This window comes from Exiguobacterium sp. S22-S28, assembly GCF_043359615.1.
Classification (GTDB): domain Bacteria; phylum Bacillota; class Bacilli; order Exiguobacteriales; family Exiguobacteriaceae; genus Exiguobacterium_A.
Genome location: NZ_JBHFFC010000025.1, coordinates 98535 through 111866 on the forward strand (window position 1 = coordinate 98535; position 13332 = coordinate 111866).

Below are 13332 nucleotides of genomic sequence, written 5' to 3' on the forward strand. Positions count from 1 at the left end.
AACTCCCTTCCGTCCTATGTTTCCTACACTTATTCGCCGTCCTTTGCCTCAGGACCTGCTGCCGGCGGCAACGGTTTTAAGAATGTTTGCTGGTACCAGTTCAAGATCTCTTTAAATTCGGTTGCAGTGAAATATCCGGCATCAAACCCCGTTGAACCACGCAGCGTGATTCGGAATTTCAAAATGCTTTTCTCTTCCAAAAAACGGGAGACGTGCCCGGAAAAAGCTTCGATTTTCAGACGGGGCGCATAAATCGTTTCCCGGTTGACAAGTTGTTTTCGTAAAACGAACAGGTCATTTTCATAACCGTAACGCGTATGACGGTAACCGGACCGGGCGAGGACGTAATACAGCGGCAAAAATAAGAACAGCACCAGGCCGATGTACCGGATCGCTTCCGGCAACCAGTAGTATAAGGCGCCGTTTACAGTCAGGAACAGACTTGCATAACCGAGCAACGGCCAACGCACGATGTAGAAAAATCCGCGATCGGCAGCACGTCGTTCCGGTACAAGTTGCTTAAACCGCGGTAAAAACCGTTCTAAAAAGCCATCGATGTCACTGACGCGGATGAAGGGATGGAGCAACAGCTTTTCCTGTTCCCCGCTGGCGGAGATGATATGCAGGGAGAGATGAGCTCGCTTAAATCGACGTTTGATCCAGTTCTCTTCAATGACGAACGCTTGGATCTTATCTTGATGAAACACAACTTCCGTCCGGTTCAAGAGACCGTACCCGATGGTCAACCGTTGTTGATATAAGGTTGCTTGAAATGATCCGTACCGTAACGCAAAGACGAGGATGGAGCCGATGTAGATGATCACTAACATCAAAAGACCAATCGTAACTAACACCAGTAGCGACAGATGGAGTAATTCGTTGAACAATTGACTGATGTACTTTTCAATGAAGCGGTTGATAAATTGATAAACGGCACCAAACCCGACCAGGGCAAGACCGATTCTGCCGGACAAGGCACCGGCCAGCAACAGTTCTGTCATGCTGACGGAATACGTATCGGACGAGGAAGAGTGTTCTGACGAATCAATCTGATCCATCGATCCGATTGTCGATTTCAATTGTTTGGCAAACTTCAACCGGACCCCTTTGAGCTCGACTTCCGGTTTGCCGCCGTCTGACGATGTTTCGACCGTCAAAGTCGCCAGTCCAAGCAGACGCTCGAGGACGTTTTGATTGATCCCGATCGACTCGATCCGCTGACGTTTTGTCGTCCGCTCACTTTTCCGAAAAATCCCTTTGTTGACCCGAATCGATTGGTCGTCTAAGGTGAACGTGTAGAAATACCAGGACGCGATTCCGAACAACAGGATGATCAGGCTGACGACTGCGACGCCAATTGCCGTGTAAACACCAAACCCGTCATTTTTCAAATCATTAAACAAAATGACCGCAATCGGGATGACAAGCGAGCGGAGATGCGTCAAGGTCGTCATCAGGATGAACAGAGGATGGACCCGCCGTGTCATAACGTCTCCTCCTCTTGTTCCTCAAGTTTCGCGATCCGTTCGATCTGCTGTCGCAGTTTCTTCGCCTGAGTCACCTCGAGTCCGTGCAGATCGATTTCTCCCGACGCGGTGCGAACGTTCATGTTCATTAACTCATGACGACGTAAAATCGGTCCCGACGAGGTATCGATGATTTGAACTTTGACGAGCGGCGTCACGACATGATGTAAGATGAAGATGCCGGATTCGACGATTAAAAATTCCTCATCGACGCGGAACTTAAAATATTTTTTACGGATCGGCGGAATATAGACGAACTGCAGTATGAACAACAGACCGACGACGGCGGCGGCAATCCACATCCACCAAGGAGACAGATCAAGCCAGGTGATTTGGACGACGGTCGCGACTCCAATGAGGAGGGCAACAATGGTATACTTGATTCCAACGTATTGACGTTCGGCGGTTACCGAGGCCTGAGGCAGACGTTGCCAATCCTCGTTTGGGTGATTTGATTGCATAAAATCTCCTACCTTTCGTTTTTTCATACGGGAGGAGACCCGTTGAAGTTTCAGTGTCATCAATCAGACGTTGACATTTCCCTGCGAATCATCGCATATATAAGAGAGTAGAAATGTATTTCAAGGAGGAACCATGCTAACATTTGAAGAAAAATTAACCATCATCGAGACTTTCCCACAACTTGTCCGGAAAGAAGTTTCCCTGAATCGTGTCAACTTCCACTTCCCGGAAAGTCAGTTTGAGAAAAAAATCGTCGTCTATCACCTGCATCCAAACGGGAACGGATTTGTTTACGCAGCAGGTTTACCAGGATATGAAAAAGACCGGAAAGGATTCGTCAACATCCGTGAATTTTCGGAGCCGGCTTTAATCCTCTTACTTCAAGATGCCATCAAGGCGTTGGAAACCGTCGAGACGGTCGAAACATTAGAAGAAACATGGATCAATGACAACCAATTCGAATTGACGTTATTAAACGAAGATCTCGATACATGGTTGGTCTATGCCGGCGAGTTACTCGACGGAGCCTTTAATTCGTATAAAGAAGCGGCAAACTATCTGGAAGAAGAAGGTTTCCGCCGTAAATAAGCATTACATGAACGGGACTGTTTAATCAGTTCCGTTCATTTTTAATGTCAGCCGGTTTAAGGTCTGTTTGACCAGTTCAAGATCTTCTTCCGATACCCCGAGCACTTCTTTTAAGGCAAGTGGAATACGTTCGGCCTGTTGCCGAAGATCCCGTCCTTCAGCTGTCAACGTGATTTTGATGTGCCGTTCGTCTGCCGGATTCTTGACACGCCGAATCAGACCGGACACTTCCAGTTTTTTTAATAAGGGCGTCAACGTCCCGGAATCCAAGTGCAACCGTTCACCGACTGCTTTGAGCGATTGCTCATCTTCTTCCCATAAAACCAACATGACCAGATACTGCGGATAGGTTAATCCAAGCGGATCAAGCAACGGACGGTACCGTTTCGTGATTTCCCGTGAAATCGCATAAAAAGGAAAACATAATTGTTCATCAAGTAAGAGTGGATTTGACATCAAGAAACCTCCTTCAAGCATAATAGTTGTATTTTAAATTAGATTGTATAAAATCTAATTGTAAGCTACTTAAAAAGAATACCTAAAAACGAAAGGATGTTACAACCATGAAACCAATGTTCACTTCATCTGCAACTGCTGTAGGAGGACGCGACGGACGCGTCGTATCGGAAGACGGAATCTTAGACGTCGCTCTCGCGATGCCTGTACCAGGATCTAAAAAAGAAGCAACAAACCCGGAACAATTATTTGCTGCCGGATACTCTGCTTGTTTCGACTCTGCCTTGAACCTTGTTGCCCGTAAACAAGGCATCAAACATGACGGCAGCGAAGTCACTGCTCACGTTACCCTAAACGAAGCAGCAGACGGTTTTACCCTGTCGGTTGAACTCGATGTTCTTGTCCGTGGTGTATCGGAAGAACAAGCTGCTGAACTCGGGAAAATCGCGCACACTGTTTGCCCGTACTCACGTGCAACAGCTGGAAACATTCAAGTCGATATCTTCACACGGACATCAGACGCAGAATAAGCATACCACTCTCCTCTTTCATCTTGGTCAAATTGGCTAAGATGAAAGAGTTTTTTGTTGTACTTACAAAGAGGAACAATATAATTTTTCGCCTTTTTCTTTACTATTTTTGTTAATATATACGGTATATGAAATAAATGTTCCTTCAGTTTAAAAATCACACTGCTCGAATTCACAGTGTGATTCCGCCAATCGTTCGGTGGATCATTGCAACTGTTTGACGGACAAGATAACGAGTTCTCCGGAAACAATCATATAATAGGCATCCTCAAACCGGTGACGGACATTTTGTTCGCTGTCAAATACCGTCACCATCGGTTCGGCGTCATCGCCGATCGATTCATGCAGATAAAACCGGTCGCGTAACACCCGTTCAAAGGGATCCCGTTCCAAGTAGCGGGCGCCGGTCCGCAGATTCATGACTTCATGATGTTCATCGGACCGATCGTTGACGATGAAGATCGTCGACTCGACGTCGTCATACGTAAAGTCCAGCGGTTCATAATCACTCCACAGGACCCGTCCGAGTTCCGTGATGTCCGATTCATTGTTGATCTGATAAAACACTTCTTCATTTAATCGTTCGGTGTAGGCACTGAATACAAGGTGACCACCCTGTTCCCCTAAATATTGAACGGTGTCCCCTTCCCCGTCCAGGCGGAGTAACGTCTGAAACGACAAGCGGTCAGCCCCTTGCTGGATTTCCTGGACAATCGTAGCAAGCGAAGCAATCAGCACACTTTCGGAGTGATCAATCGGATCTTCCGGCGAGATGACCCCGCTCTCAAGCGCGTCATAAAATGAAAACTCATCGAGCCGGGCATTGCAGACGATATAATCCGTCTCGTTTAAACTGACGAGGAAAAAATACAGTTCCCGGTAGTTTTCCGTGATGCCGTACAACCGTTCATCGTTGATCGGGTGCTGGGTTTTTGTCGTCACGTCATACAGAAAAGCCGTCGTCGTCTGATCGACATGCAACAGGACCATATAACGGGCGTTCAAGACCCAGTACAGTGTCAAATCACCGAGTAAGTTCCACACAGCGAGCTGCTCGCTTTTCCCCGAGTGCAGATCGATCGCAAGCAGGTGGGTTTCCCCGCCATCATCCCGGTGTTGCTCGTTTAAACAATACACTTTGCCTTGTTTGACGAACGGACGGGTTGGTCCATGATCGCGCAACACGTCCGTCGTCAAATCGATTTGTTCCTGATCTTCCAAATCAAACCGGCTGATATGAAATTGATTTTCGTCGAGTCGGCGTCTGAAATAAACTGACGATGGTGTGACATGTAAGATATCGGAATGATCGGCCGGCAACGCCCGTGCGTCCAAGATTTCCATTGTAGCACCCCTCCCAGATGTTCTATTCTTTCTTTCCCACGAACGGCAGTCGTTGAAACAGGGTCTTCCCGTGCGTCCATCGAAAACGAGTGCTACAATATGGCTAGAAGAGACTTGATGAGGAAGGTGAAATCCGTGCAATCACAAGATTTAAATACGATGATGCTGGAATACGTAAACGATAAGGAAGATTATGACGCGTTTGCGGATAAATTAAAGGTGTTGTTATCCGAACTTTTAGACGCTGCCGGGATCAAATACCATTCGATTGTTGCGCGGACCAAGGAATCGGAAAGCTTGTATCAAAAAGTGTTACGACAACCAAATAAATACCAGTCGCTCCGGGACGTCCATGACTTGACCGGGATCCGGATCGTGACGTATTTTCACGATGATGTCCGGGAAGCGGCGCGGATCATCGAAAATGAGTTTTCGATCGACCGGGATCAATCCGTCGATAAATCGACGTTACTCGATACGACAGAGTTCGGCTATCTGTCGGTCCACTTCGTCGCCGCCCTCAGTGACCAACGACTCGCGCTCAGCGAATACGGCCGTTTCAAGGACCATACAGCCGAGATTCAGATCCGCTCCATCCTTCAACACGCGTGGGCTGAAATCGAACATGATCTCGGTTACAAAAATCCGAACAGCGTGCCGGCGGAAGTGCGGCGCAGTTTCAGCCGGGTCGCCGGTCTGCTTGAAATCGCCGACCAAGAGTTCGTCAACATCAAAAAACAGCTCAAACAATTCGAAGACGAGACCGTCCAACAGATTTTGTCTGATCCCCACCAAGTCCGGATCACGTCCGACAACTTAAATTATTTCATTGATCATTCCGCTGTCATCAATGATCTGGATAAACAATTGGTCACGTCCCAGATGATGCTTGACTCCGATCAACAATTGATCAACGAACTGATCCGAATGTTCCATTATGTCGATATCCGGAACTACGGCGAATTGATCGAAGCCGTTTCCGTCCACAGTCCGCTCGCCTTGAAATGTGCCCAGGTCATGCCGAACCCCTTCCTGCCCCGCCAAGGGATCGGGATTGCCTACATCTGCATGGCGGTGACAATCGCCGGCAACGATCCGCATCGGATCGATTATTTCTTCCGCCGCTTCTATCCTGAACTCCGAAATGTCGAGGAAATCATCAAACAGGTCCAACCGTTAACAAAACAGATGATTCAAGAGAAAAATATTGATTAAACTAAAATTTTTCACTATACTAAATCTCGGAAGAAGAAACTACGGTACAGAAAGAGTGAAACTATGGCCACTACACTAGAAGTAGCAAACCGCGACCAATTGATCGTGGATACAGAAAAGGGTTTACGCATGAATTACCGCGCCATCAAAAAAGACGTCCGAAGCATGTTTACGACGTACTTGACGCGAAATGAATTCTTTATTTTGAAGTCACTTTGCACAAGCAGTCCGCAAATCGCGTCGGCTTTGTCCAATGAATTCCAATTTTCAGCCAGCATGATTACGGCGCTTGCGGATGAATTGACGAAAAAAGGATTGATTTCGCGTGAGCGGAGTGAGCTCGACCGTCGTGTCGTCGAACTTCGGGCCACAGAAGAAGGCATCGAGTTATACGGGAAACTGGAGGCGATGAAGATGGAATATCTGTCTGATGTGTTCGCTGACTTTTCCGATGCCGAACTCGATACGTTCCGGACATTGCTGACAAAACTCGAACAACAGGCTTAATCTTCATTCAACCCTTCAGCCGATCCGGTTGAAGGTTTTTTTGTTCCTATCTCAAAAAAGGAGTGATTCAGTGATGACAGGCACACTCATGACACAGACGGAGCGCTTGACGATCCGTCCATACCAACTGACGGACTATCCGAGTTGGCTCGCGCAATCTGCCGTCCCCTCTTCCGGACAACCGGATGAGACCGTTTTTACAGAAGACTGGTTCAAAACATGGGTCGCAGAACAACAACAGCGGGCGGCAGATGACCTTGGCTATTGCTTCGGTGTGTTCCGAACGACGGACAGGGTCCACCTCGGAACGATTACTTTTTCGACGCTCGCCCGAAAGAGCTTATCGGCGGCAACAATCGGCTTTTCGATCGACGCTCCCTTTGTCCGTCAAGGATATGCCGACGAAGCCGTCGCTGCTGCTTTGTCGCTGGCGTCTGCTCCATTGCAGTATCAGCGGATCGAAGTCCGGATTCCCCTCGATGATTCGGTCGCGGTGCAGTTGGCCCGTCGTCTCGGTCTGCAGGACGACGGCATCCGAAAAGTCTGGTTCCCCGACAACCACACCTGGACGGAGCAACGGATTTTCGTCCGTCTAAAAACGGAAGTGCCGCCGACCGGAACACCTCCTTTTGACTGGACGGAAGTCAGTCGGTTACGGCAGGAAAAACAGTACGCCGTTGCAAAAGATGTCGTCGCGACTTACATCAGGCAAGCACCGGATGATCCGTTCGTCAATTACCAGATGGCTTGGTGCCACGACAGTCTCGGTGAAGAGTCGGCTGCCGTTCCTTATTATGTCAAAGCAATCACCAGTGGCTTAACCCCGCCTTATTTACAACAAGCGTATATCGGACTCGGCAGCACCTACCGGGCGCTTGGACGATACGCGGAGGCGGAACAGACCTTGACTGCAGGACTCGTCCGATTTCCGAACCATCCCGTGCTCCAAACGTTTTATTCGTTGACCTTACATAATCTCGATCGGGCGTCCGAATCGACGGAACTGCTCATCCGGACACTCCTTGACACAACCGCTGACAGAGACATCCTGACCTATGAACGGGCGCTCCGTTTTTATGCAGAGCACCTCGATGAAACATGGGACAGCTGAATACCACAACAAACGTTTCCCTGACGAAGTCGTCTTCATCAAGGAAACGTTTGTTGTAGTGGTTTCATGCATTTTCCGAATTGGAGTAGATGAAGTCTTGGTACCAATCCGGAATCACTTGTTCGAACTGGTGATGAGCCGCCACTATACCGGCAAGGCGTTGTTCCATTTGTTCCGTTTCCAACGGCGCATGTCGCTCGGTCCAGACCACGCTAGAAAAGACCGCCATCGCAAGATAAACACTGTATAGCACCCAAAACGCTTCCGGCACCTCCCCGTCAAAATATCCGTCGAGTTGACCGACGGCAAACGGCACACTCTCCTCGACCTGAAACAATCCCATCTTGACGAAATCATGCCAAGGATCCCCAAAATCATGATTCGAAAAATCAATCAATCCGACGAACCGACCCTCATCCGCAATCAGATTACCGAGGTGCAGGTCATCGTGCTGGAACCGGTTCGGTCGACCGTCCAGCAACTCGACATGGCGGTCGATGAAGGAAAGAAGGGGCTGATCGTTTTGGATTCTGATCCGACCTTGCCGGTACTGATCGACGTACCGCTGATGTTTGGCGAGACAACGGTTCGCCCAAGGTTCAAGCGCTGACGGCGCAGCGTAGGTATGCAGTCGCTTCAACTGCTGCCCTACTTCAAGTCCCAGACGATACTCCGACTCCTGCCCCAAAGGGAACAGTTGCCGGACCGTCATTCCCTCCAGATAGCGGTACCGGTTGCAGCACCAAGACATACCCGGTATCACGATGAGGTCGAGCGGTTCCGGCACTGCCAAACCGTCCTGATGCATCTGTTGCAGGAGGCGGAATTCAAGTCGTTTTCGCTCCACGTCCCGTAACGGATTGATGTGGAAAATCGACGTTCCTGTTTCGTCCTGCGCTGTATATTTGGGATCATTACCATACCGGGTCGAAAGGCGCCGCCAACACGTAAAATCTTTTAAAGCCGGTTGTTGTTGTAAGCTGTCTAAAATCGAATCCATCAGTACCTCCTTTTGAAACAGTCAAAAACAGCAGGGAGTCTCCCTGCTGTTACGATTCGGACGGTTGTCCCGGAATATAGGCGGAAATGATGCCGAGCAGATCGGCATAAGCTTGTTCAAAGTCAATGTTTTCAATCATGTAGTCGTAATGATCACGCTCTTTCCACGCATCGGCATAATCGATGAGCCGGGCTTCGAACTCCGGCGTATCACCCCGCATCAACAGACGTTCTTTCATCAAGTCCGGCGGAACGGAGACGAAAATCGTAATCACTTGATCGGCAAACATCGTTTTAAAGGCGGTCGCCCCTTTGGGATCGATATCCTTGATGACGATTCCATCGGACGCCAGCACATCTTCATACGCTTGGCGCGGTGTTCCGTACCAGGCGCGATGAACGTGCGCGTACTCGATGAAACCATTGTCTTGAATCAATTGTTGGAACGTCTTGACGTCGACGAAATGATAACTCTCCCCATCCTGTTCCGTCGGACGTTTCGGCCGTGTCGTGACGGACGGGATAAAGCGGACACGTTCATATTCATGGCGTAACCGTTTAATCAAGGAAGACTTTCCGCTGCCCGATCCACCAATCAACAGAATGATTTTACCTGACATCGTCATCCTCCTTTTGTTGTCGTAGTGTCATAAAATAACTTGAAAAACGCAGCGCAAACTGTTCCAGTTCACTGTCTTCGACAATCCCGTAAATCGGACGCACGACGACGAGGTACCGGTCGTACGTCACGATTCGCGAGACGTCGTTTCGGGTCATCTGGACGTTGCTCTCGGGATAACTCGAAACATAATACCAATCGACCGCGATCCGGGTCGGGGTTTGACTGGCATAGATCCACGTCTCGTTTGAGCGGTCATGCTTGATCGTGCTCGTCAAGGCAAAGCGTTGTACCATCTTTAATTCGGTTTTTGCGTCACGCAGTCCTGCCTGAAAATCATCCGGTTTCGTCACCGACTCCTCGACCTGTTTTGGTTTCGGCGCCGGCAGGCTGGCAAAACCAATCTGCAGACCGATGACGAGCGCCGTGATTGACGCTAGTATGATTAACATATGCTCCTTGCGCATGACGCTTCCTCCTTAGTGGATGGACAAGCTCGCCTTAAACGTTTTGGGATCATTGACGATGACGGCATCAACACCAAGCGCCATCATCTGTTTGACATCAGCCGCGGTTTTCGGCGTATAGACGCGGACTTCGATTCCCGCCTGATGCGCAAGGATGACGTCGTCTCGCGTGACGCGGCGGTAATCCGGGTGAATCGCCTTTGCCCCGAGTTGTTTTGCCTGTTGTTCCGGATGGTACAGCGGATAAGGAAACAGAATTGCTGTTTCAATCGCCGGATCAAGCTCGCGGACCGTCGCGACCGAATAATGATTAAACGAACTGAAAATCAATCGGTCGCTTGTGATGCCATGGGCACGACACCGTTCGAGTGTATAGGCTTCAAGGCCCGGATAACGGATCGTATCCGTCTTCAGCTCGATATTCAGGATCACGCTTGTCGGAGCGAGTAACGCCAAGACTTCGTCGAGTGTCGGAATCGTCGTCCGGACGGGTCCGCTACTTCCTTTGAAGCGCGCACCGGCGTTCAGCTGTTTCAGTTCCGCGAGCGTCAGATCGACAACGCGTCCCGTTCCGTCGGTCGTCCGGTTGACCGTCTCATCATGAATGATGACACCGACACCATCCCGTGAAAAGTGGACATCAAATTCGATCCCGTCCACGAACGGAATCGCCGCTTCGATGGCTTCCAGCGTATTTTCAGGGAACTGATCACTTGCTCCCCGATGGGCAAACCAACGCATCATAATGCCTCGACGACCCGCGTGTACTTCGCTGTCAAATAGTTGATCAACGGTTGGACGGAAATCGATTGTCCGGTCGCCGCTTGAATCAGTTCCGCCGGTGTCTTCGCTTTTCCGTGCTGATGGATGTGTTCATTGAGCCATCCTTTAATCGGTTGCAGCGTTCCGTCCGCAATCAATTGATCGACATCGGCCACGTCACGACGTAATGCTTCGTTCAGCTGCGCACTGTAGACGAGTCCGAGGGCATAACTCGGGAAGTAACCAAATGATCCGCCCGACCAGTGGACGTCTTGCAGGACACCTTTTGCGTTTGAAGGGACATCGACCCCAAGATACTCTTTATAGAGACGGTTCCATTCAACCGGCAAGTCTTTGACTTCGAGCTCACCCGTAATCAATCGTTTTTCGAGTTCGTAGCGGATGATGATGTGGAGCGCATACGTCAACTCGTCCGCCTCAATCCGGATCAAGGACGGTTTGACTTCATTAACAGCCGCATAAAATGTCTCAAACGGAACGTCTGCTAACGAAGGAATCGCTTGTTGCAGCCCCTGGTAACGTGCTGCGAGGAACCCTTGGTTTCGACCGATGAAGTTTTCGAAGAACAGTGACTGCGATTCATGAATCCCCATCGACGCGCCTTCCCCCAGTCCAAGCGCATCGAGTTCCGGTGCGATGCCTTGTTCATAGGTCGCGTGTCCCGCTTCATGCATCGTCCCGAACACGGAATTGCGGTAATCATTTTCATCGTACTTCGTCGTGACACGGGCATCCTTCCGGTTGATGGTCGTTTGGAACGGATGAACCGTCTCATCGAGGCGTCCGGCCGTGAAATCATAGCCGATATCGTTTAACCAATCGTGATTCAGTCGAATCTGTGTCTCGCGGTCGGCTGACCAGTCAAGCGTCGGGAACGTTTTCCCGTCCAGTTCTTTTAACAGGGTGATGATCGCTTGACGAAGTTCAGCGAACAACGGATCAAGTTCCGCGACCTTCATTCCCGGCTCATAATCGTGCAGCAACGCATCGTACGGATGGTTCTCATAACCCCAATATTCGACAAACTTACGTTCCATCGCAACAATCTTTTCCAAGTACGGAGCAAACAGGTCCCAATCATCCGCATCCTTTGCTTTTTCCCAGACACTTTCCGCTTCCGAAATCAAGGTGATAAACGTCTGATATTCCGCCTCCGGAATCTTCGAGTCCCGATCGTATGCTTGTTTCGCCTTTGCGTACGAGACCGCTTCCACTCCAGTCAGCTTCTCTTGTCCCATGGCTTCGAGCAACGTTTGATACGCTGTCCCCGTCCGGCGGCGGAAACTTTCCGTCGATAAGAATCCAATTGATTTCGAACGGTTGTCGGCCGATTGTTCCGGCATGTATGTCCGCATGTCCCAATAAAGTAAAGCGACGGCTTCGTCATAGGCACGAAGCGCCTCAAAATGGTCACGCCATTGTTGTAAAGTAGTCATAAAAATGCCCCCTTGAGCTAAGTATTTGCTGTACGTTTTCAGCATATCACAAAATGTTCAAAACTTTCACACAGGAGTCGTTTTATGAAACCTTCTCACACCAAACAGCGTATAATTAAAAGAAGAGAAAGGAAGTGGCATGTGTGAAGACAGATTCCGAACTGGCTTTTGCGATCCATCTGACAGAGATACAAGATGGCTATACGGTCTCCTCTTATCCGGATGAACTGGAGTGGATCGGGACGGGGCGAAGTGCGTTTGTATTTCGGATCGTCGGAACGGACCGGGTCATCAAAAAGTTTTTCCCGTCGCATCGGCATCTTGCAGCAATCGAAGGATCGATTTATGAACAATTAAGCCCTTTTACGACGTATGCCAAACAATACGAGTATGGCGCGGATTATCTTGTCATCGAATACATCGAAGGGCAAACGTTGTTCGAATGTTTGATCAGCGGCACGCTCATTACAGACGATGTCATCCAGACCGTCGATCAGGCTTTAGCAGAAGCACGATCGGTCGGCTTGAATCCATCCGACATTCACTTACGCAACATCTTATTGACGCCGACCGGTACCCGAATCATCGATGTCGCGCGATTCCGACAAACGGATCCGTGTACACAATGGGACGACTTAAAACGGGCCTATCAGTACTTTTATGCGAAACCATTTTTCCCAAAACGATTTTCTGAGTCCTTCTTGAACACGATCGCAGACGTCTACAAGGGACGCTTGTTTGAATCGATGCGAAAGACGGGGTAAACCAGAACGACCGACAATCGAGTGACTGTCGGTCGTTGTTTCTACATATAACTTCAATATTTTAACTAAAATGGAGTGATATTCAAATGAAGCGTTGGCAAAAAATTGGGCTGTGGATGGGTGGTTCTCTACTCACCTTATTGATCGTCTTACCGTTGCTGTCGCCGGTCATCTTTTCGAACGATACAGAGCGCGGAGCGATTCGCCATTATCTGTACGAACAAGGGCATCCATATCAGAGTTACAGCGCCCTTCTCGACAGAAGAATGATCGATCCGGAGTACGGGCGCATGTACGACGTCATCTGGTACGATCATGACAGTGAGACGGGGATGACCCCAACCATTTGTTATAGCAAAAAACAAGATCATCACTATACGGTCAGTTGCGGAACGGGTCCCTGATGGATCCGTTTTTTTATCGGCAGAAGCGTTTTTGTGCTGTTTCCCTGTTATTCAGAGTGACGGATTCAGCAAATGAAGATTACCCGTCGTTACGCTTTGTACATTTAAGCATAAATTACGG

General features: G+C 49.2%; 16 protein-coding genes. 7 read left to right on the plus strand and 9 right to left on the minus strand.

From position 1 onward, the window contains the following. Positions 1–29 precede the first annotated feature (29 nt). Positions 30–1487 carry a PH domain-containing protein gene (locus ACHA8N_RS06250; protein WP_393965116.1) on the minus strand — a complete coding sequence of 486 codons (1458 nt, stop codon included), beginning with the start codon at positions 1485–1487 and terminating at the stop codon, positions 30–32. Beyond that, positions 1484–1987 carry a PH domain-containing protein gene (locus ACHA8N_RS06255; protein WP_393965117.1) on the minus strand — a complete coding sequence of 168 codons (504 nt, stop codon included), beginning with the start codon at positions 1985–1987 and terminating at the stop codon, positions 1484–1486. The genes ACHA8N_RS06250 and ACHA8N_RS06255 overlap by 4 nt, the downstream gene beginning before the upstream one ends. A 133-nt stretch (positions 1988–2120) precedes the next feature. Here ACHA8N_RS06255 and ACHA8N_RS06260 point away from each other — a divergent pair, with 133 nt between their 5' ends. Then, positions 2121–2576: a hypothetical protein gene (locus tag ACHA8N_RS06260; protein ID WP_147511069.1), complete on the plus strand. Its 456-nt coding sequence runs from the start codon at positions 2121–2123 to the stop codon at positions 2574–2576. 21 nt (positions 2577–2597) lie between these two features. Here the strand turns inward: ACHA8N_RS06260 and ACHA8N_RS06265 are convergent, their stop codons facing one another. Then, positions 2598–3032: a MarR family winged helix-turn-helix transcriptional regulator gene (locus tag ACHA8N_RS06265; protein ID WP_147511068.1), complete on the minus strand. Its 435-nt coding sequence runs from the start codon at positions 3030–3032 to the stop codon at positions 2598–2600. Positions 3033–3139: 107 nt separating this feature from the next. Here ACHA8N_RS06265 and ACHA8N_RS06270 point away from each other — a divergent pair, with 107 nt between their 5' ends. Further along, a complete protein-coding gene (locus ACHA8N_RS06270; protein ID WP_026832847.1) occupies positions 3140–3562 on the plus strand; it encodes an organic hydroperoxide resistance protein in 423 nt (140 codons plus the stop codon). Positions 3563–3766: 204 nt separating this feature from the next. Here the strand turns inward: ACHA8N_RS06270 and ACHA8N_RS06275 are convergent, their stop codons facing one another. After that, positions 3767–4906 (minus strand): Six-bladed beta-propeller, TolB-like protein, encoded by a 1140-nt coding sequence (locus tag ACHA8N_RS06275; protein ID WP_393965118.1) that lies wholly within the window; start codon positions 4904–4906, stop codon positions 3767–3769. Between the two features lie 135 nt (positions 4907–5041). Between ACHA8N_RS06275 and ACHA8N_RS06280 the strand changes: the two genes are divergently transcribed. The 3 genes from ACHA8N_RS06280 to ACHA8N_RS06290 all read left to right on the plus strand — a co-directional run bounded on the left by ACHA8N_RS06280 (position 5042) and on the right by ACHA8N_RS06290 (position 7739). Further along, complete coding sequence (locus ACHA8N_RS06280; RefSeq protein ID WP_233550649.1) at positions 5042–6121, plus strand: GTP pyrophosphokinase; 1080 nt, start codon at positions 5042–5044, stop codon at positions 6119–6121. Positions 6122–6184: 63 nt separating this feature from the next. Next, on the plus strand, positions 6185–6628 hold the full coding sequence (locus tag ACHA8N_RS06285; protein WP_026832844.1) for a MarR family winged helix-turn-helix transcriptional regulator: 444 nt from the start codon (positions 6185–6187) through the stop codon (positions 6626–6628). Positions 6629–6701: 73 nt separating this feature from the next. Beyond that, entirely contained in the window at positions 6702–7739 is a 1038-nt protein-coding gene (locus tag ACHA8N_RS06290; protein ID WP_393965119.1) for a tetratricopeptide repeat protein, read from the plus strand. A gap of 64 nt (positions 7740–7803) precedes the next feature. Here ACHA8N_RS06290 and ACHA8N_RS06295 read toward each other — a convergent pair whose 3' ends face one another. From ACHA8N_RS06295 to ACHA8N_RS06315, 5 genes are read right to left on the minus strand one after another with little or no spacing between them, the layout of a single operon-like run. Further along, entirely contained in the window at positions 7804–8739 is a 936-nt protein-coding gene (locus ACHA8N_RS06295) for an aminoglycoside phosphotransferase family protein (protein WP_393965120.1), read from the minus strand. 49 nt (positions 8740–8788) lie between these two features. Then, the gene (locus ACHA8N_RS06300; protein WP_026832842.1) at positions 8789–9358 is read right to left on the minus strand and encodes a guanylate kinase; all 570 of its coding nucleotides are present in this window, start codon (positions 9356–9358) and stop codon (positions 8789–8791) included. Next, positions 9348–9824 carry a hypothetical protein gene (locus ACHA8N_RS06305; RefSeq protein WP_393965121.1) on the minus strand — a complete coding sequence of 159 codons (477 nt, stop codon included), beginning with the start codon at positions 9822–9824 and terminating at the stop codon, positions 9348–9350. The genes ACHA8N_RS06300 and ACHA8N_RS06305 overlap by 11 nt, the downstream gene beginning before the upstream one ends. Before the next feature lie 12 nt (positions 9825–9836). Beyond that, complete coding sequence (locus tag ACHA8N_RS06310; protein ID WP_393965122.1) at positions 9837–10568, minus strand: glycerophosphodiester phosphodiesterase; 732 nt, start codon at positions 10566–10568, stop codon at positions 9837–9839. Beyond that, positions 10565–12043: a carboxypeptidase M32 gene (locus tag ACHA8N_RS06315; protein ID WP_393965123.1), complete on the minus strand. Its 1479-nt coding sequence runs from the start codon at positions 12041–12043 to the stop codon at positions 10565–10567. Before ACHA8N_RS06315 ends, ACHA8N_RS06310 begins: the two co-directional genes overlap by 4 nt. Positions 12044–12186: 143 nt before the next feature. On the opposite strand from ACHA8N_RS06315, the gene ACHA8N_RS06320 reads away from it, so the two are divergent. Continuing rightward, on the plus strand, positions 12187–12807 hold the full coding sequence (locus ACHA8N_RS06320) for a serine/threonine protein kinase (protein ID WP_026832838.1): 621 nt from the start codon (positions 12187–12189) through the stop codon (positions 12805–12807). 86 nt (positions 12808–12893) lie between these two features. Further along, complete coding sequence (locus ACHA8N_RS06325) at positions 12894–13211, plus strand: hypothetical protein (RefSeq protein WP_393965124.1); 318 nt, start codon at positions 12894–12896, stop codon at positions 13209–13211. Positions 13212–13332 lie beyond the last annotated feature (121 nt).